Origin of the sequence: Parafannyhessea umbonata (assembly GCF_900105025.1) — a bacterium.
Taxonomy (GTDB): Bacteria; Actinomycetota; Coriobacteriia; order Coriobacteriales; family Atopobiaceae; genus Parafannyhessea; species Parafannyhessea umbonata.
The window spans coordinates 1-16,748 of sequence record NZ_LT629759.1 but is presented as its reverse complement, the minus strand read 5'-3'; the positions used below and the strand labels follow the sequence as shown (position 1 = coordinate 16,748).

The 16,748-nt window shown below is 61.1% G+C and carries 20 protein-coding genes and 1 pseudogene; 8 read left to right on the top strand and 13 right to left on the bottom strand.

What is annotated here, in order from left to right:
- Window positions 1–86: 86 nt before the first annotated feature.
- Both BLT96_RS00095 and BLT96_RS00090 read right to left on the bottom strand, forming a co-directional pair.
- Complete coding sequence (locus BLT96_RS00095; RefSeq protein WP_090861098.1) at window positions 87–974, bottom strand: nucleotidyl transferase AbiEii/AbiGii toxin family protein; 888 nt, start codon at window positions 972–974, stop codon at window positions 87–89.
- Window positions 971–1,627, bottom strand: coding sequence for a type IV toxin-antitoxin system AbiEi family antitoxin domain-containing protein (locus BLT96_RS00090; protein WP_090861097.1), 657 nt, complete (start codon window positions 1,625–1,627; stop codon window positions 971–973). The genes BLT96_RS00095 and BLT96_RS00090 overlap by 4 nt, the downstream gene beginning before the upstream one ends.
- A 112-nt stretch (window positions 1,628–1,739) precedes the next feature.
- Here BLT96_RS00090 and BLT96_RS00085 point away from each other — a divergent pair, with 112 nt between their 5' ends.
- Window positions 1,740–2,672, top strand: coding sequence for a leucine-rich repeat domain-containing protein (locus BLT96_RS00085; protein WP_197674354.1), 933 nt, complete (start codon window positions 1,740–1,742; stop codon window positions 2,670–2,672).
- 25 nt (window positions 2,673–2,697) lie between these two features.
- Here BLT96_RS00085 and BLT96_RS00080 read toward each other — a convergent pair whose 3' ends face one another.
- From BLT96_RS00080 to BLT96_RS00070, 3 genes are all read right to left on the bottom strand, one after another.
- On the bottom strand, window positions 2,698–3,582 hold the full coding sequence (locus tag BLT96_RS00080; RefSeq protein ID WP_090861096.1) for a radical SAM protein: 885 nt from the start codon (window positions 3,580–3,582) through the stop codon (window positions 2,698–2,700).
- 91 nt (window positions 3,583–3,673) lie between these two features.
- Window positions 3,674–3,988, bottom strand: a complete 315-nt coding sequence (locus tag BLT96_RS00075) for an ArsR/SmtB family transcription factor (RefSeq protein WP_090864038.1) — start codon at window positions 3,986–3,988, stop codon at window positions 3,674–3,676.
- A 519-nt stretch (window positions 3,989–4,507) separates the two neighbouring features.
- A complete protein-coding gene (locus BLT96_RS00070; RefSeq protein WP_090861095.1) occupies window positions 4,508–4,897 on the bottom strand; it encodes a winged helix-turn-helix transcriptional regulator in 390 nt (129 codons plus the stop codon).
- Window positions 4,898–5,021: 124 nt separating this feature from the next.
- Here BLT96_RS00070 and BLT96_RS00065 point away from each other — a divergent pair, with 124 nt between their 5' ends.
- Complete coding sequence (locus tag BLT96_RS00065) at window positions 5,022–5,708, top strand: DsbA family oxidoreductase (RefSeq protein ID WP_090861094.1); 687 nt, start codon at window positions 5,022–5,024, stop codon at window positions 5,706–5,708.
- Entirely contained in the window at window positions 5,708–6,337 is a 630-nt protein-coding gene (locus tag BLT96_RS00060; protein ID WP_157692071.1) for an MBL fold metallo-hydrolase, read from the top strand. The genes BLT96_RS00065 and BLT96_RS00060 overlap by 1 nt, the downstream gene beginning before the upstream one ends.
- Window positions 6,338–7,108: 771 nt before the next feature.
- Here the strand turns inward: BLT96_RS00060 and BLT96_RS10515 are convergent.
- From BLT96_RS10515 to BLT96_RS00045, 4 genes are all read right to left on the bottom strand, one after another.
- Complete coding sequence (locus BLT96_RS10515; protein ID WP_157692070.1) at window positions 7,109–7,486, bottom strand: site-specific integrase; 378 nt, start codon at window positions 7,484–7,486, stop codon at window positions 7,109–7,111.
- 16 nt (window positions 7,487–7,502) lie between these two features.
- Window positions 7,503–8,474, bottom strand: coding sequence for an alpha/beta hydrolase (locus tag BLT96_RS00055; RefSeq protein WP_090861089.1), 972 nt, complete (start codon window positions 8,472–8,474; stop codon window positions 7,503–7,505).
- Between the two features lie 160 nt (window positions 8,475–8,634).
- On the bottom strand, window positions 8,635–9,210 hold the full coding sequence (locus BLT96_RS00050; RefSeq protein WP_245719278.1) for a carboxymuconolactone decarboxylase family protein: 576 nt from the start codon (window positions 9,208–9,210) through the stop codon (window positions 8,635–8,637).
- Between the two features lie 155 nt (window positions 9,211–9,365).
- Window positions 9,366–9,836, bottom strand: a complete 471-nt coding sequence (locus BLT96_RS00045; protein WP_197674360.1) for a flavodoxin family protein — start codon at window positions 9,834–9,836, stop codon at window positions 9,366–9,368.
- 105 nt (window positions 9,837–9,941) lie between these two features.
- On the opposite strand from BLT96_RS00045, the gene BLT96_RS00040 reads away from it, so the two are divergent.
- Window positions 9,942–10,382 carry a MerR family transcriptional regulator gene (locus BLT96_RS00040; RefSeq protein ID WP_090861092.1) on the top strand — a complete coding sequence of 147 codons (441 nt, stop codon included), beginning with the start codon at window positions 9,942–9,944 and terminating at the stop codon, window positions 10,380–10,382.
- A 661-nt stretch (window positions 10,383–11,043) separates the two neighbouring features.
- Here BLT96_RS00040 and BLT96_RS00035 read toward each other — a convergent pair.
- A complete protein-coding gene (locus BLT96_RS00035) occupies window positions 11,044–11,484 on the bottom strand; it encodes a MerR family transcriptional regulator (protein ID WP_090861092.1) in 441 nt (146 codons plus the stop codon).
- A gap of 105 nt (window positions 11,485–11,589) precedes the next feature.
- Between BLT96_RS00035 and BLT96_RS00030 the strand changes: the two genes are divergently transcribed.
- From BLT96_RS00030 to BLT96_RS00015, 4 genes are all read left to right on the top strand, one after another.
- Window positions 11,590–12,129 carry a flavodoxin family protein gene (locus BLT96_RS00030; protein WP_090861091.1) on the top strand — a complete coding sequence of 180 codons (540 nt, stop codon included), beginning with the start codon at window positions 11,590–11,592 and terminating at the stop codon, window positions 12,127–12,129.
- 60 nt (window positions 12,130–12,189) lie between these two features.
- The gene (locus tag BLT96_RS00025) at window positions 12,190–12,954 is read left to right on the top strand and encodes a carboxymuconolactone decarboxylase family protein (protein WP_090861090.1); all 765 of its coding nucleotides are present in this window, start codon (window positions 12,190–12,192) and stop codon (window positions 12,952–12,954) included.
- Between the two features lie 2 nt (window positions 12,955–12,956).
- Window positions 12,957–13,928 (top strand): alpha/beta hydrolase, encoded by a 972-nt coding sequence (locus BLT96_RS00020; RefSeq protein ID WP_090861089.1) that lies wholly within the window; start codon window positions 12,957–12,959, stop codon window positions 13,926–13,928.
- Window positions 13,929–14,715: 787 nt separating this feature from the next.
- The gene (locus BLT96_RS00015) at window positions 14,716–15,027 is read left to right on the top strand and encodes a hypothetical protein (protein WP_197674359.1); all 312 of its coding nucleotides are present in this window, start codon (window positions 14,716–14,718) and stop codon (window positions 15,025–15,027) included.
- 129 nt (window positions 15,028–15,156) lie between these two features.
- On the opposite strand, the gene BLT96_RS00010 is transcribed toward BLT96_RS00015, so the two are convergent.
- From BLT96_RS00010 to BLT96_RS10955, 3 genes and pseudogenes are all read right to left on the bottom strand, one after another.
- Complete coding sequence (locus BLT96_RS00010; RefSeq protein ID WP_157692069.1) at window positions 15,157–15,717, bottom strand: MBL fold metallo-hydrolase; 561 nt, start codon at window positions 15,715–15,717, stop codon at window positions 15,157–15,159.
- Window positions 15,717–16,250 (bottom strand): DsbA family protein, encoded by a 534-nt coding sequence (locus BLT96_RS00005; protein WP_197674358.1) that lies wholly within the window; start codon window positions 16,248–16,250, stop codon window positions 15,717–15,719. Before BLT96_RS00005 ends, BLT96_RS00010 begins: the two co-directional genes overlap by 1 nt.
- A 53-nt stretch (window positions 16,251–16,303) precedes the next feature.
- A pseudogene (locus BLT96_RS10955) lies at window positions 16,304–16,399 on the bottom strand (DsbA family protein); the annotation flags it as partial.
- Window positions 16,400–16,748: the final 349 nt, after the last annotated feature.

Genomic DNA, 16,748 nt, shown 5'->3' with positions numbered 1-16,748 from the left:
CCTTACAAAACTTGTAGGTTTTCCATGCACACCGTTCTAACCGAACGCAAGCGCGCCGTCAAGCCGGCCATCCGGGCGCACGGCGCCTACTCCCACTCGCGCGCTTCCGGATTCCAGTGCCTGCCGCCCGCCTCTCCCCGGATCGCGGGGTCGAGGAGCCTGCCGGCGAGCTCGGATGCGGCTTCCATATTCCTCAACGCCTCCGGAAGGCCCGTCCTCTGGCAGAGCTTCGCGTACTGGCGCGCCTGGGGAGCGCCCCAGGCCTTCGGCAATCCGAAGGAGTCGCCCAGAAAGATGCGCCGCGCGGAGGCTTCGCGGCGCAGTCGGGACTGGAACCCCGAACCGTCCACCGTGGCCGTAGTGGCATAGACGGCGATGTCTACGAGGTCCTTTACCCTGGAGGACGCTCTTCTTCCATGAACTTCGACTATGCCGCAGAGCTTGTCCGCGAGGGCGGCCTCGACGGGATAGACGAGGTAGTCGCAGGTCTCAAGCCCGTCCACCTCTATCCTGTCCGCTGGGGAGATGCGCTCGGCCCCCTCGAGCGGCACCTCGTCGACGACGAGGTCGACGGAGACGGGCTGCATGCGCTTCGCGCCGAGCATGGGGACGAACCCGACAGACAGCCCGCTCCTGTACTCGTCCTCGGCCTTTATCGGGCGCGACCCCGTGAACTCGAACGTCACGAAGTCGCCCAGGTCGGTCCCGGCGAGCCGGACGAGCTCCTCGAGCGCATCCTCCAGGCTCCCTTCCGTGGAGAGCAGGTCGATGTCGCGCGTCGCGCGGGCGTCGACGGTTCGAGCGAGCATCGCCCGACCACCCTTGAGCACGAACGAGCCGTTGCCGCCGGCGAACACGCGGCACAGCAGTCGGTGGAAGTAGAATGCCGACACGGCGCGCCCGGTATCCATCGGCGACGCCGACGCCGCTGATTTGACCGCCATCTCGAGTGCGGCCGCGCTCTTGTACCTCATTCCCGCGTCCCCCTCCCGAGAAGCCCGGCATCATCCATCAGGCTCCGGAAAATCTCACATCCCCGCTTCTCGCCGTAACGGCCCTCGAGTAGTCCCCGAAGCTTCCCGTAGTCGAAATCCTGGTACTTCCTCGAGGCGTCCGCCAGGACATCCGCCACAAGCGAGAAGTCCTCGTCGTCCGCGACGAGGTCGAAGACGGTGCGCTCGGAGCGTGTCACGGGGAGCCCCGACTCGAACGTAACTTCGTCGCGACCCACCGAGCGCCTGACGAAGCTCGCTGACGGGTTCCTCGTGTTGATTCTCCTTGGGGCATAGAGCCGGTAGGGCGAGAGCTGCAGGTCTCCGATCCCGAGGAGGGCGGAGGCGGTGGACCCTCCGACGGCGATGCCGTCCCAATCGGAAACCCGCATCCTCTCGTGGGAGAACGTCGCCGGGGCGGTGAGCTTCCATATCGCCGCCAGCTCGTCCGTGAAGGAAGAGCCGGACCCCACCATGCGGTAGGCACCTCGCACGATGCGCACGAGGCGACCGGACTCGACCGCGTCGTGTAGGGCGTCGCGCGGGATGCCCATGCGGGCCGCCTGTGCAGTGGTGAAAACGCCCTCAGACTCGGAGAGCGCTGCGATCTTATCTATGTGGTTCGAATGCTTCATGTAGCAATTGTAGGCTATTTCCCTACAATTGCAACACATTATCCCAAACTCAAGTACTACTGATGCTGCGAAAGCATACGGAACGGCATTCGATGCCAGCAACTGCCAGCCAATGCCAAATGAGTTTTATTCCCACTCGACCATCGCGGGTCTCGGCATCGCCAACTGCAACTACTGGTTCAACGCGTTCTCGAACTGCACCGAGATACGTGGCTTCGAGAACCTGTCCGGCATGACGAGCGCCAACCAGATGTTCACGAGCTGCGGGAGCCTGGAGACGATCTACGCCACGAGCTTCAGCAACTCGGGACTCTCGGGCTCGCTCATGTTCAACAGCTGCAACCGCCCAGTTGGCGGCACCGACGGCTTCGTGCCCTCCACGACAAGCGGCGCAAGCGTGTGCAAGCTCGGCGCGGGCGGCGTGCTCACGGACCCGAACAACGACAACCGAACCTGGTTCTACGCCCACTACTACGCGGACGGCGAGGGCGTGCTCACGGCCACAGCGACGCCAGACGCAACACGTGAGCTCGTCGCCTCCGGGTGTATCTGCGCCATCGGCAAGTACGTGGGACTGGGCCTCACGCCCTGGGACGGCGTCATCGGTCCGACGCACCGCCAGCACCTCACGAGCGCGAGCTTCGCAGCGGACATGGCCACGTTCTCGTACCTGAACTTCAACTACCTGTTCTATTCGTGCTCGAACCTCGCGAGCGTGGGCGGCCTGGGCAACCTATCCGGCGTGCGCTCGATGCGCTACATGTTCAGCTCCTGCGCAATCACGACGATCGACTTCCGGGGCTTCGACCCGTCGGCACTAACGGACCTGTTCTACACGTTCTCGAGATACAGCAGGCTCACGATCATCCTGGTCGATGCGAGCTGGGCGCTTCCCTCGAGTGGCCTCACGGGATCCCAGTGCTTCTACTCGTGCTCCACGTCGCTCGTGGGCGGAAACGGCACGGTATGGGCAAGCAATAGGACGGCGTACACGTACTTCCGCATCGACACGGCGAGCACGCCGGGGTACGTCACGGCGGCGTAAGACGAGCTCGACCCGTTGCGGCGCGTCAGATCGTGCGCATCATCGCCCTCCTGCGCGAGAGCCTCCGCTCGTCGTCCTCCGAGAAGCCGGCGATGGCCTCGTCGAGCGCGGCCAGGCACTCCTCGCGGTCAGCCGGCAGCTCTGCGACGAAGCCGATGGAGTTGGTGACCAGGCGCGTGTCGACGACGATGGGGTTCTCAAGCGCTGCCACAAGTGCGCGGAACTCGCGGAACCGCTCGAGCTCGCTCATGGGAGCGAAGTCGCCCCGGGCCACCTCGGCGCCGAGCTCGGAGTTGGGGAAGATGGTGACGGTCGTGAGGTACATGAACCGCGGGCGGATTTGGTTGAACACCTCCGCCGAGCGCGCGGCGGTCTCCTCGGCGCGCCCCGCGCCGGCGATCCCTCCCAGGTAGATGCAGTTGTAGGGCAGCCCTGCCTCGTCGAGCTTCCCGCACTGCTCCACAACGTCGGCGGCAGTGTACCCCTTGTTCACGTGCGCGAGCACCTCGTCGTCGCCCGACTCGATGCCAATCATGATGTCTGTGTAGCCCGCGTCACACAGCGCCCGCAGGTCGTCGACCGACTTGTTGCGCATGCTGTCGACGCGCGCATAGGTGGAGATGGTTGCGCCCGGCAGGTACTCGTGGACGAGCGCGGCCAACTCGAGCAGCCTGCGCGTGCTCATGGAGAACGGGTCGCCTCCCGCCGCCCATATGTGATCGGTGCCGGGGCGGAAGCGCGCGATCTCGGCGAGGTCGGCGCGCACCTGCTCGAGCGGCGCGGGATGGAAGGGGTGGCCCTTATAGTAGGTGCAGAAGGTGCACGAGTCGTGCGTGCAGCCCACCGTCACCTCAAGCATTACGCTCCCCGCCTCGTAGGGAGGCCTGATTACCGGTCCCGTGTAGTGCATTGTTTCGTCCTCCTCAATACTAGATATCGTGATATGTCGATGCGTTATGACATGCTAGAGCGCTGCTTCTCCGGTTCGTCCGGGTGCGGTATCAGAGCTCGTCTCCCACGAACCGGGCCAGCTCGGCTATGGCTTCCTCGTTGCGGCGGAAGTAGGTCCACTTGCCGTGGCGCTCGGAGAGAAGCAGCCCGCAGCGCTGCAGCACGTCGAGGTACTGCGAGGCGGTCGACTGGGAGACGCCCGCCTTGTCGCGGATGGAGCCCACGCACACCCCTCCCCTCAGGTCGTCGGGCACGCCGAGGTGCCCTCCCTGCTCGGGGAAGTTGGCCTCGGGGTCCTTCAGCCACATGAGAATCTGGAGCCGCGTGGGGTTCGATAGCGCCTTGAATGTCTCTGTCATGTCCATGGGCACATCATATCGTAATACCGCGATATGTCAACACATTCTTCGCACCCCGCCCCTTTCGGGCGGGCCGAGCCCGTGACGTCGTTGGATGGCGTGCAATCAGGGTGCATTTCCAAAGAATAGAAAACATTTCACCTGTAAATAGGCTACTCCCACTCAACTGTCACAAGGCAAGTTTCCATTCTCTAAAAGTTTGTTGTCTCATGCCTTTCCGTGTCGTCACGAGCACGCACGTGGCGTTTCGTTATTGGGAGTATTTTTGCGAAGCGGCTCCAAGGGTGTACTCACCTGTACTCGCCGCTGAGTACACTATTTGTACTCACCCCATAGGACGTAGTCACGAGGCCCTCGGGAAGTAATTAAAACCGCAGATAGTTATTGGGGGTATTACTCACTTTTACGAGCTGAGTACAGAAATCGCCTCTTGGCATGACGACACGCAAACAGACCTGATTGCATCACGGCAATGTGATGATTAGTGCAAACTCCTTGCCTTGGCGAGGGCTGAAGGGGTGAAGTTCAGCGGACCTGGGCCACGCCGAGCCGCTCGCGAGCCTCACGCATCTGCTCCGCCTCCGCCTGGCTGAACTCGAACTCGGCCTCACTCCAGTCCCACATGGCCTGCAGGAGCGGCCTGAAGCTCTCACCCCGGCGCGTCAGCCGGTACTCGACGCGCGGGGGCACCTCCTGGTAGTCCACGCGCTCCAGGAAGTCGTCTGCCACGAGCTCCTTGAGCTGGCGCGACAGCGTTGACTCCGACACGCCCCGCAGACACCTGCGCAGCTCGCCGAAGTGCCGCACGTCCTCAAGAGCAACGTAGAACAGGATTTCTATCTTCCACTTCCCGCCGACCACGCGCTGAAGAGACGAGATGGCTGGGCACCAGCTGACACTTCGACGTTCACCCATGGCGCGCTCCTTGATATAGGTTGAAGTACTCCAAATAATGTAAGTACTTCTCAATTCGAACCGATAAGCAGACAGTATACCCGAAAGCAAAATGGCGCAGCCAACCGCAAGCGAGGAGGAAAACATGAAGGTCACCTACTGGTCGGATTACGCGTGCCCGTACTGCTACATCGGAGAGACGCGGCTCGGGAAGGCCATCGCCTCCCTCGGGCTCGAGGGCGACGTGGAGGTGGAGATGCGGGCGTTCGAGCTGAACCCGGATGCTCCCTACGAGGTGGTCTGCCCCACGCTCGACCGCTTCGCCGCCAAGTACGGCCTTTCCAAGGAGGAGGCTGCGGAGCGCATCGAGGGCATCAGCCGGATGGGCCGCGGCGAGGGCATCGAGTTCAACTACGCCACCACATTGAACACCAACATGCTCGACGCGCACCGCCTGACCAAGCTGGCGCACAGCCTGGGCAACACGCGCTTCGAGGGGCTGTGCTACGAGGCGTACTTTGTTAAGAACGAGGTCATGGCTGACCACGGGGTGCTGCGCAAGCTGGCTGCCGAGGCGGGGCTTCCCGAGGCCGACGTGGAGCGTGTGCTGGCATCGGACGAGTACGAGGACGAGGTTCGCGCCGACGAGCGCGACGCCTACGCGATGGGCGTGCACGCCGTGCCGTTCTTCGTTGTGGACGGCAAGTACGCGATATCGGGCTGCTATCCGACCGAGGAGATGGCACGCGTGCTCGAGAGGGCGCACGGCGAGTCGCTGGCGGAAGGCGCCGCGCAGGGCATGGCATGCGGCCCGGAAGGATGCTCGTTCTGATGGCGGTCGAGGTCTACCCGCTGCTGGCGAGGGGCGTCTTCGCCACCTTCGGCTACTTCGTGATCGACGGCGAGACGGGTCGCGGCGTGCTCGTCGACCCGGGCGCCCAGCCAGGTCTCTTCCTGTCTGCCGCGCGCGAACGCGACTGGAAGATCGACGCGATCCTGCTCACGCACGGGCACTTCGACCACATGGGCGCCGCCGGCGAGCTTCGCGACGCTTGGAGCGCGCCGGTGAGGGCGCACGAGCTGGCGGACCGGTACCTGCTCGACCCGCGGCTGAACCTCTCGGCAGATCATGGGACACCGATCACACTGGCCGGAGCGTCGAAGCTCTCGGACGGCGACCGCATCCCCGTCGGCGGCATCGCAGGCGCGCTCGAGGTGCTGCACGTCCCCGGCCACACCGACGACTCGTGCGCGTTCTGGTGCGAGCAGGGAGGCTTCGCGCTCGTCGGAGACGCCGTCTACGAGGGCGGCCCGGGCCTGACCGCGTTCCCGACAGGGGATGGACCCAGGCTGCGCGAGAGCATACGCAAAAGCATTCTCGCGTTGCTTCCTGACACCATGCTGCTGTCGGGGCACTCGCGGCCGATGACTGTGGCGATGCTCGCCGCTTCGATGCGCTGAAGATGGCAGGAGGCCGCCTATCAACGCGATAGACGGCCTTCTTCCTTGCAATGTGGATTCTGGCTAGCCGAGCGGTTCTAGCTCGTGGTAGAGCGAGCCTCCTTCGCCCACGAGGACATCCCACCGCCACTGGGGGGCTTTCTACGCCGGAGGCACAGAGCATGTCCAGGAGCTTGGCGCGAGCAACGGGGGAATGTTGCTCGAAGTCGTTGCACATGGTGTCGAGCACCGCCTTGCTCGTTGCCATCATGTCGTTGCAGATCCCCTTCTTCTCGTCCAGGCAGTAGCTCTCCGGCGAGTACAGGCAGAGGTCCGCTCGGAAGTAGGCCATGTCCTCGGCCTGGGTGAGTTCGGTCATCTTGGCTTCGTTCATCATCTTTCTGATCTTCTCTCGATGCCCGGCACCGTAAATGGTGGCGCTGGGGTGGTACGAATTCCGGTACGAATCACCCCGAAAGGAGCGCTTTCATTTGAAGCGAAGTGGTGCGCCAATTTCTCGGACACACCACTTCTGACCTGCGGTTTTATTGTGTTTCGGGGTGGAGTGTGAAATACCGTTTCGTCCCGAATTCTATTCGCACTCAGTATTTGCTTCGGTTGCAAACACTCAATCTACCAGCGCGTCTGTCAGACCAATCTGGTGAGCTGCCACTCATTTGCCACTAATAATCCTCCCGCCAATCCCTGCCACGCAGGGCGGAAACCTGCGGCGTCACTCAGTGGTGACTGCGGACGGGCGGCCCCATCGCTCGGGACCGCCCGTCCGGCACGCTAACTGGCGACGCAATCATAAGAGCCTGGACACGGCCGCGACAGTCTCGCGCTTTGCGCCCATGTTGACGTAGGTGTACACGTCCATCGTGATCTGCGAGCTGTAGTGGCCCTGACCTTGGGATACACGCCCCTTTCGGCGAGGAGCGTCAGGTAGGTGTGTCTGAGCTCGTGGAGGGAGAAGTCGTCAAGGCCGTAGTTGCCACGCTCGAGCGACCACCATCGCGACAGCGAGCTCGGCTTTATGCGCTCGCTGTACTTGGTCATAATCACGGGCGTCTGGTCGGTCTGCTCGAGATGCCACTCGGGGCCGGTCTTTCCCTTCTTTCGCCGCGACTCGTCGATGCGCTCGAAGTACTTGGCCTGGGGGCTTGGCATTGAATCAGGGCGCGCCCTATTTCAGATATTCCCCAAAGAACGCTTTCAGCTTTTCAAACGGAATGATATCCACCTGATCGTAGAGGTCGGTGTGGCTGGCACCGGGGATGATGAGCAGTTCCTTGTTGTCCCCGGTCAGCTTGCCGTACGCGGTCTCGCTGAAATAGCGGGAGTGCGCCTTCTCGCCGTGCACCAGCAACACGGCGGAGCGGATCTCGCTGCTGTATTGCAAAAGCGGCATATTCAAAAAGGACAGCGAAGACGTCACATTCCAGCCACCGTTGGAGTTCAGGCTGCGGGGATGGTAACCTCGCGGAGTCTTGTAGTAGGCGTAATAGTCCTTCACGAACTGCGGCGCGTCCTCCGGCAGCGGATCGACCACGCCGCCCGCCAGCGCATAACTGCCGTTTCTATAGTCCTCGGTGCGCTGCGCGCTCAGCGCCTTACGCTTCTCGAAGCGCGCCTGTTCGGAGTCCTCGGCGTCGAAGTAGCCGTTGGCGGTCACGCGGGTCATGTCGTACATCGTCATAGCAGCAGTAGCCTTGATGCGGGTGTCGATGGCTGCGGCGTTGATTGCCATGCCGCCCCAACCGCAGATGCCGATGATGCCGATGCGCTCCGGATCGACGTTTTCCTGTACCGAAAGGAAGTCCACCGCCGCGCAGAAGTCCTCGGTGTTGATGTCCGGCGATGCCACATAGCGGGGCGTGCCGCCGCTCTCCCCGGTATAGGACGGGTCGAAGGCAAGCGTGTAAAAGCCCAGTTCCGCCATCTTCTGCGCATAAAGGCCGGACGATTGCTCCTTCACCGCGCCAAACGGACCGCTGACGGCGATTGCGGGCAGCTTGCCTTCCGCGTTCTTCGGCACGTACACATCAGCCGCCAGCGTGATGCCGTATCGGTTATGGAAGGTCACCTTGCGGTGCCCCACCATATCGCTTTTAGGGAACACCTTGTCCCATTCCTGCGTCAGTTTCAACTGCTCCATGCCTAAGCCTCCTTGACAGTCGCTTTAAGGTATTGCTCGTCGTCCACGGGCTCCAACCACTCGTTGGAGGTCTCCTCGCCTGGAACTTCCACCGCAAGATGGGAGAACCAACTGTCAGGCGCCGCACCGTGCCAGTGCTTTACGCCCGCGGGAATATTCACTACATCGCCAGGGCACAGCTCTTGTGCCGGTTTGCCCCATTCCTGGTAAATCCCTCGACCAGCCACGCAGACGAGAATCTGTCCCCACCGCTTTTGGCGTGATGCGTGTGCCAGTTGTTGCGGCAGCCGGGTTCAAACGTAACGTTGTAAATGCCGACCTGCTCGGTGGAAAGGGGCGCGAGGTAGCTTTGCCCGACAAAGTACTTCGCGAATGCATCGTTGGGAGCACCGATAGGAAAGACCATCTCGTTTTGATGCTCAGCTCTTGCATCAGCGGCATCGTCATTTGCCCAGACCTCCTTCGCCATACGAAAGGCCGCCCACGCCTTGGGCCACCCCGCGTAAAACGCCGCATGTGTCAGGATTTCCGCTATCTCCGTCCTAGTCACACCGTTGCTCTTTGCCGACATCAGATGATATTGGAACGAAGAGTCCGTCAGCCCCTGCGCCATCAAGGCAACCACCGTCACCACGCTGCGGTCTCGAAGGGAAAGCCGGTCTTCTCGGCTCCATACCTCGCCGAACAGCACGTCATCGTTGAGCTGTGCGAATTTGGGGCGAAGTCCCCAGGGCATCTCTGCCCGCCGTTTGCTTAATCGTCATGTTTGATTCCTCCCGTCGATGGTTTGAGTGCAAAACTGCTTCCGCGCAGCCAAGCCTCGCCTAGACTCCCATGCCCATTCGTCGCGCCTGCTCCAGGCGGGATGCCCGGCGATATCGCCCACGCCGTTTACGCCACCAGCGAAGACCGTTCCGGCAAGCGTGCAGCGGGGAAGCAGTCGACCCATCCCTGCACGGCCTTTTCCGCTCCGTCAAAGGTCGAGCGCCCACTCTCCGCCGCCGTCGCCAAAAGATACGCCTCGGTGAATGAGTAATCGGAGTCGAAAAGCGGGTTGGCGCGGTCCAGCATGGTCTTGAGCTGGCCACAGACGCTGTAGTAGTAGACGGGCGTTGCGAACACCAACACATCCGCATCGTGCATCTTGGCGACAATTCCCACGGCATCGTCTTGGATGACGCAGTGCCCCATCTTCAGGCAGGCAAGGCAGCCCTTGCAGAAGCCGAGCTGCTTTTCGCGCAGGCGCACGGTCTCCACGCTGTGACCCGCTTCCCGTGCGCCTTTGGCGAAGGCGTCCGCCAACGTCTCGGAATTGCCATTCTTTCGAGGACTTGAAGAGACTATCAAAACCGCTTTGCCCATTACGGAGTACTCCTTGCGTTCCCGATTTATATTGGCGAGAATGAAGGTAATACCTAAACCTGACTTTAGGTCAAGGAGTCAATTCGAGATTCATTCGGAGGGACCATGTACACAATCGGACAGGTGGCGGAGATGTTCGGTCTGCCCGTTTCCACGCTGCGGTATTACGACAAACAGGGGCTGTTCCCGGGATTGGAACGGACGTCCGGTATTCGCCGATTCGGCGATACGGAACTCGAAGCACTCCGGGTCATCGAATGCCTGAAGAAGGCGGGGATGGAGATCAAGGACATCCGACTGTTCATGGAATGGTGTGCGGAGGGCCCGTCCACTTATCCCAAGCGCAAGGCAATGTTCGAGGAGCGGAAGGCCCACGTGGAGTCGGAGATCGCGAAGATGAACCGCGTGCTGGACATGCTGAAGTTCAAATGCTGGTACTACGAGCAGGCGATTCAAGATGGCAACGAGGATAGGCTGGAGGCACTGATTCCCGACGATTTGCCAGAGGAAATCAAGGGCACCTACGAAAACGCACACGCTCGATAAAGCCGTTCGCTACCCATGGGACTCCGGCAAGGAGCTCTTTCTGGCAGAACGAAAAAAGCCTCCGAACCAGAGGGTCCGGAGGCTGTTATTCCCGTTATTTCGCTGGTGGCTTTGCTCGATAGCAATGCCCAAACAGCGCCAGGCGGTACTCGGCAGCACCAAAACGAGAGTTCAGGAGCCAGTTCCCGCTACTCCCACTCGCTAAATCGAAAATCACATCGCATTTATCTGATAGCGTAGATTATCCACGAAACGGACATGGCGACACTTGGTGTACGCCACGGCACCAAACTGGGACAGCACTGCTCTCTCCCATGAAACTCAAATGAACTCAGGGCTTGAGTTTCATGAAGAGAGCAGTGTGTCCAGTTTGGTGCCGTGGCGTACACCAAGTGTCGCCATGTCCGTTTCGTGGATAATCTACGCTATCAGATAAATGCGATGTGATTTTCGATTTAGCGAGTGGGAGTAGCGGGAACTGGCTCCTGAACTCTCGTTTTGGTGCTGCCGAGTACCGCCTGGCGCTGTTTGGGCATTGCTATCGAGCAAAGCCACCAGCGAAATAACGGGAATAACAGCCTCCGGACCCTCTGGTTCGGAGGCTTTTTTCGTTCTGCCCAGAAAGAGCTCCTTGCCGGAGTCCCATGGGTAGCGAACGGCTTTATCGAGCGTGTGCGTTTTCGTAGGTGCCCTTGATTTCCTCTGGCAAATCGTCGGGAATCAGTGCCTCCAGCCTATCCTCGTTGCCATCTTGAATCGCCTGCTCGTAGTACCAGCATTTGAACTTCAGCATGTCCAGCACGCGGTTCATCTTCGCGATCTCCGACTCCACGTGGGCCTTCCGCTCCTCGAACATTGCCTTGCGCTTGGGATAAGTGGACGGGCCCTCCGCACACCATTCCATGAACAGTCGGATGTCCTTGATCTCCATCCCCGCCTTCTTCAGGCATTCGATGACCCGGAGTGCTTCGAGTTCCGTATCGCCGAATCGGCGAATACCGGACGTCCGTTCCAATCCCGGGAACAGCCCCTGTTTGTCGTAATACCGCAGCGTGGAAACGGGCAGACCGAACATCTCCGCCACCTGTCCGATTGTGTACATGGTCCCTCCGAATGAATCTCGAATTGACTCCTTGACCTAAAGTCAGGTTTAGGTATTACCTTCATTCTCGCCAATATAAATCGGGAACGCAAGGAGTACTCCGTAATGGGCAAAGCGGTTTTGATAGTCTCTTCAAGTCCTCGAAAGAATGGCAATTCCGAGACGTTGGCGGACGCCTTCGCCAAAGGCGCACGGGAAGCGGGTCACAGCGTGGAGACCGTGCGCCTGCGCGAAAAGCAGCTCGGCTTCTGCAAGGGCTGCCTTGCCTGCCTGAAGATGGGGCACTGCGTCATCCAAGACGATGCCGTGGGAATTGTCGCCAAGATGCACGATGCGGATGTGTTGGTGTTCGCAACGCCCGTCTACTACTACAGCGTCTGTGGCCAGCTCAAGACCATGCTGGACCGCGCCAACCCGCTTTTCGACTCCGATTACTCATTCACCGAGGCGTATCTTTTGGCGACGGCGGCGGAGAGTGGGCGCTCGACCTTTGACGGAGCGGAAAAGGCCGTGCAGGGATGGGTCGACTGCTTCCCCCGCTGCACGCTTGCCGGAACGGTCTTCGCTGGTGGCGTAAACGGCGTGGGCGATATCGCCGGGCATCCCGCCCTGGAGCAGGCGCGACGAATGGGCATGGGAGTCTAGGCGAGGCTTGGCTGCGCGGAAGCAGTTTTGCACTCAAACCATCGACGGGAGGAATCAAACATGACGATTAAGCAAACGGCGGGCAGAGATGCCCTGGGGGACTTCGCCCCCAAATTCGCACAGCTCAACGATGACGTGCTGTTCGGCGAGGTATGGAGCCGAGAAGACCGGCTTTCCCTTCGAGACCGCAGCGTGGTGACGGTGGTTGCCTTGATGGCGCAGGGGCTGACGGACTCTTCGTTCCAATATCATCTGATGTCGGCAAAGAGCAACGGTGTGACTAGGACGGAGATAGCGGAAATCCTGACACATGCGGCGTTTTACGCGGGGTGGCCCAAGGCGTGGGCGGCCTTTCGTATGGCGAAGGAGGTCTGGGCAAATGACGATGCCGCTGATGCAAGAGCTGAGCATCAAAACGAGATGGTCTTTCCTATCGGTGCTCCCAACGATGCATTCGCGAAGTACTTTGTCGGGCAAAGCTACCTCGCGCCCCTTTCCACCGAGCAGGTCGGCATTTACAACGTTACGTTTGAACCCGGCTGCCGCAACAACTGGCACACGCATCACGCCAAAAGCGGTGGGGGACAGATTCTCGTCTGCGTGGCTGGTCGAGGGATTTACCAGGAATGGGGCAAACCGGCACAAGAGCTGTGCCCTGGCGATGTAGTGAATATTCCCGCGGGCGTAAAGCACTGGCACGGTGCGGCGCCTGACAGTTGGTTCTCCCATCTTGCGGTGGAAGTTCCAGGCGAGGAGACCTCCAACGAGTGGTTGGAGCCCGTGGACGACGAGCAATACCTTAAAGCGACTGTCAAGGAGGCTTAGGCATGGAGCAGTTGAAACTGACGCAGGAATGGGACAAGGTGTTCCCTAAAAGCGATATGGTGGGGCACCGCAAGGTGACCTTCCATAACCGATACGGCATCACGCTGGCGGCTGATGTGTACGTGCCGAAGAACGCGGAAGGCAAGCTGCCCGCAATCGCCGTCAGCGGTCCGTTTGGCGCGGTGAAGGAGCAATCGTCCGGCCTTTATGCGCAGAAGATGGCGGAACTGGGCTTTTACACGCTTGCCTTCGACCCGTCCTATACCGGGGAGAGCGGCGGCACGCCCCGCTATGTGGCATCGCCGGACATCAACACCGAGGACTTCTGCGCGGCGGTGGACTTCCTTTCGGTACAGGAAAACGTCGATCCGGAGCGCATCGGCATCATCGGCATCTGCGGTTGGGGCGGCATGGCAATCAACGCCGCAGCCATCGACACCCGCATCAAGGCTACTGCTGCTATGACGATGTACGACATGACCCGCGTGACCGCCAACGGCTACTTCGACGCCGAGGACTCCGAACAGGCGCGCTTCGAGAAGCGTAAGGCGCTGAGCGCGCAGCGCACCGAGGACTATAGAAACGGCAGTTATGCGCTGGCGGGCGGCGTGGTCGATCCGCTGCCGGAGGACGCGCCGCAGTTCGTGAAGGACTATTACGCCTACTACAAGACTCCGCGAGGTTACCATCCCCGCAGCCTGAACTCCAACGGTGGCTGGAATGTGACGTCTTCGCTGTCCTTTTTGAATATGCCGCTTTTGCAATACAGCAGCGAGATCCGCTCCGCCGTGTTGCTGGTGCACGGCGAGAAGGCGCACTCCCGCTATTTCAGCGAGACCGCGTACGGCAAGCTGACCGGGGACAACAAGGAACTGCTCATCATCCCCGGTGCCAGCCACACCGACCTCTACGATCAGGTGGATATCATTCCGTTTGAAAAGCTGAAAGCGTTCTTTGGGGAATATCTGAAATAGGGCGCGCCCTGATTCAATGCCAAGCCCCAGGCCAAGTACTTCGAGCGCATCGACGAGTCGCGGCGAAAGAAGGGAAAGACCGGCCCCGAGTGGCATCTCGAGCAGACCGACCAGACGCCCGTGATTATGACCAAGTACAGCGAGCGCATAAAGCCGAGCTCGCTGTCGCGATGGTGGTCGCTCGAGCGTGGCAACTACGGCCTTGACGACTTCTCCCTCCACGAGCTCAGACACACCTACCTGACGCTCCTCGCCGAAAGGGGCGTGTATCCCAAGGTCAGGGCCACTACAGCTCGCAGATCACGATGGACGTGTACACCTACGTCAACATGGGCGCAAAGCGCGAGACTGTCGCGGCCGTGTCCAGGCTCTTATGATTGCGTCGCCAGTTAGCGTGCCGGACGGGCGGTCCCGAGCGATGGGGCCGCCCGTCCGCAGTCACCACTGAGTGACGCCGCAGGTTTCCGCCCTGCGTGGCAGGGATTGGCGGAGGATTATTAGTGGCAAATGAGTGGCAGCTCACCAGATTGGTCTGACAGACGCGCTGGTAGATTGAGTGTTTGCAACCGAAGCAAATACTGAGTGCGAATAGAATTCGGGACGAAACGGTATTTCACACTCCACCCCGAAACACAATAAAACCGCAGGTCAGAAGTGGTGTGTCCGAGAAATTGGCGCACCACTTCGCTTCAAATGAAAGCGCTCCTTTCGGGGTGATTCGTACCGGAATTCGTACCACCCCAGCGCCACCATTTACGGTGCCGGGCATCGAGAGAAGATCAGAAAGATGATGAACGAAGCCAAGATGACCGAACTCACCCAGGCCGAGGACATGGCCTACTTCCGAGCGGACCTCTGCCTGTACTCGCCGGAGAGCTACTGCCTGGACGAGAAGAAGGGGATCTGCAACGACATGATGGCAACGAGCAAGGCGGTGCTCGACACCATGTGCAACGACTTCGAGCAACATTCCCCCCGTTGCTCGCGCCAAGCTCCTGGACATGCTCTGTGCCTCCGGCGTAGAAGCCCCCAGTGGCGGTGGGATGTCCTCGTGGGCGAAGGAGGCTCGCTCTACCACGAGCTAGAACCGCTCGGCTAGCCAGAATCCACATTGCAAGGAAGAAGGCCGTCTATCGCGTTGATAGGCGGCCTCCTGCCATCTTCAGCGCATCGAAGCGGCGAGCATCGCCACAGTCATCGGCCGCGAGTGCCCGACAGCAGCATGGTGTCAGGAAGCAACGCGAGAATGCTTTTGCGTATGCTCTCGCGCAGCCTGGGTCCATCCCCTGTCGGGAACGCGGTCAGGCCGGGCCGCCCTCGTAGACGGCGTCTCCGACGAGCGCGAAGCCTCCTGCTCGCACCAGAACGCGCACGAGTCGTCGGTGTGGCCGGGGACGTGCAGCACCTCGAGCGCGCCTGCGATGCCGCCGACGGGGATGCGGTCGCCGTCCGAGAGCTTCGACGCTCCGGCCAGTGTGATCGGTGTCCCATGATCTGCCGAGAGGTTCAGCCGCGGGTCGAGCAGGTACCGGTCCGCCAGCTCGTGCGCCCTCACCGGCGCGCTCCAAGCGTCGCGAAGCTCGCCGGCGGCGCCCATGTGGTCGAAGTGCCCGTGCGTGAGCAGGATCGCGTCGATCTTCCAGTCGCGTTCGCGCGCGGCAGACAGGAAGAGACCTGGCTGGGCGCCCGGGTCGACGAGCACGCCGCGACCCGTCTCGCCGTCGATCACGAAGTAGCCGAAGGTGGCGAAGACGCCCCTCGCCAGCAGCGGGTAGACCTCGACCGCCATCAGAACGAGCATCCTTCCGGGCCGCATGCCATGCCCTGCGCGGCGCCTTCCGCCAGCGACTCGCCGTGCGCCCTCTCGAGCACGCGTGCCATCTCCTCGGTCGGATAGCAGCCCGATATCGCGTACTTGCCGTCCACAACGAAGAACGGCACGGCGTGCACGCCCATCGCGTAGGCGTCGCGCTCGTCGGCGCGAACCTCGTCCTCGTACTCGTCCGATGCCAGCACACGCTCCACGTCGGCCTCGGAAGCCCCGCCTCGGCAGCCAGCTTGCGCGCACCCCGTGGTCAGCCATGACCTCGTTCTTAACAAAGTACGCCTCGTAGCACAGCCCTCGAAGCGCGTGTTGCCCAGGCTGTGCGCCAGCTTGGTCAGGCGGTGCGCGTCGAGCATGTTGGTGTTCAATGTGGTGGCGTAGTTGAACTCGATGCCCTCGCCGCGGCCCATCCGGCTGATGCCCTCGATGCGCTCCGCAGCCTCCTCCTTGGAAAGGCCGTACTTGGCGGCGAAGCGGTCGAGCGTGGGGCAGACCACCTCGTAGGGAGCATCCGGTTCAGCTCGAACGCCCGCATCTCCACCTCCACGTCGCCCTCGAGCCCGAGGGAGGCGATGGCCTTCCCGAGCCGCGTCTCTCCGATGTAGCAGTACGGGCACGCGTAATCCGACCAGTAGGTGACCTTCATGTTTTCCTCCTCGCTTGCGGTTGGCTGCGCCATTTTGCTTCGGGTATACTGTCTGCTTATCGGTTCGAATTGAGAAGTACTTACATTATTTGGAGTACTTCAACCTATATCAAGGAGCGCGCCATGGGTGAACGTCGAAGTGTCAGCTGGTGCCCAGCCATCTGTCTCTTCAGCGCGTGGTCGGCGGGAAGTGGAAGATAGAAATCCCTGTTCTACGTTGCTCTTGAGGACGTGCGGCACTTCGGCGAGCTGCGCAGGTGTTGCGGGGCGTGTCGGAGTCAACGCTGTCGCGCCAGCTCAAGGAGCTCGTGGCAGACGACTTCCTGGAGCGCGTGGACTACCAGGAGGT

What these genes read in the sequence shown, in the direction of transcription:
- BLT96_RS00020 (WP_090861089.1), top strand. Translation starts at nt 12,957, where the DNA reads ATGGAGCAGTTGAAACTGACGCAGGAATGGGACAAGGTGTTCCCTAAA.
- BLT96_RS00035 (WP_090861092.1), bottom strand. Translation starts at nt 11,484, where the DNA reads ATGTACACAATCGGACAGGTGGCGGAGATGTTCGGTCTGCCCGTTTCC.
- BLT96_RS00045 (WP_197674360.1), bottom strand. Translation starts at nt 9,836, where the DNA reads ATGGGCAAAGCGGTTTTGATAGTCTCTTCAAGTCCTCGAAAGAATGGC.
- BLT96_RS00065 (WP_090861094.1), top strand. Translation starts at nt 5,022, where the DNA reads ATGAAGGTCACCTACTGGTCGGATTACGCGTGCCCGTACTGCTACATC.
- BLT96_RS00055 (WP_090861089.1), bottom strand. Translation starts at nt 8,474, where the DNA reads ATGGAGCAGTTGAAACTGACGCAGGAATGGGACAAGGTGTTCCCTAAA.
- BLT96_RS00010 (WP_157692069.1), bottom strand. Translation starts at nt 15,717, where the DNA reads ATGGCGGTCGAGGTCTACCCGCTGCTGGCGAGGGGCGTCTTCGCCACC.
- BLT96_RS00060 (WP_157692071.1), top strand. Translation starts at nt 5,708, where the DNA reads ATGGCGGTCGAGGTCTACCCGCTGCTGGCGAGGGGCGTCTTCGCCACC.
- BLT96_RS00050 (WP_245719278.1), bottom strand. Translation starts at nt 9,210, where the DNA reads ATGCCCTGGGGACTTCGCCCCAAATTCGCACAGCTCAACGATGACGTG.
- BLT96_RS00025 (WP_090861090.1), top strand. Translation starts at nt 12,190, where the DNA reads ATGACGATTAAGCAAACGGCGGGCAGAGATGCCCTGGGGGACTTCGCC.
- BLT96_RS00015 (WP_197674359.1), top strand. Translation starts at nt 14,716, where the DNA reads ATGATGAACGAAGCCAAGATGACCGAACTCACCCAGGCCGAGGACATG.
- BLT96_RS00040 (WP_090861092.1), top strand. Translation starts at nt 9,942, where the DNA reads ATGTACACAATCGGACAGGTGGCGGAGATGTTCGGTCTGCCCGTTTCC.
- BLT96_RS10515 (WP_157692070.1), bottom strand. Translation starts at nt 7,486, where the DNA reads ATGCCAAGCCCCCAGGCCAAGTACTTCGAGCGCATCGACGAGTCGCGG.
- BLT96_RS00095 (WP_090861098.1), bottom strand. Translation starts at nt 974, where the DNA reads ATGAGGTACAAGAGCGCGGCCGCACTCGAGATGGCGGTCAAATCAGCG.
- BLT96_RS00075 (WP_090864038.1), bottom strand. Translation starts at nt 3,988, where the DNA reads ATGGACATGACAGAGACATTCAAGGCGCTATCGAACCCCACGCGGCTC.
- BLT96_RS00090 (WP_090861097.1), bottom strand. Translation starts at nt 1,627, where the DNA reads ATGAAGCATTCGAACCACATAGATAAGATCGCAGCGCTCTCCGAGTCT.
- BLT96_RS00085 (WP_197674354.1), top strand. Translation starts at nt 1,740, where the DNA reads ATGCCAAATGAGTTTTATTCCCACTCGACCATCGCGGGTCTCGGCATC.
- BLT96_RS00030 (WP_090861091.1), top strand. Translation starts at nt 11,590, where the DNA reads ATGGGCAAAGCGGTTTTGATAGTCTCTTCAAGTCCTCGAAAGAATGGC.
- BLT96_RS00080 (WP_090861096.1), bottom strand. Translation starts at nt 3,582, where the DNA reads ATGCACTACACGGGACCGGTAATCAGGCCTCCCTACGAGGCGGGGAGC.
- BLT96_RS00070 (WP_090861095.1), bottom strand. Translation starts at nt 4,897, where the DNA reads ATGGGTGAACGTCGAAGTGTCAGCTGGTGCCCAGCCATCTCGTCTCTT.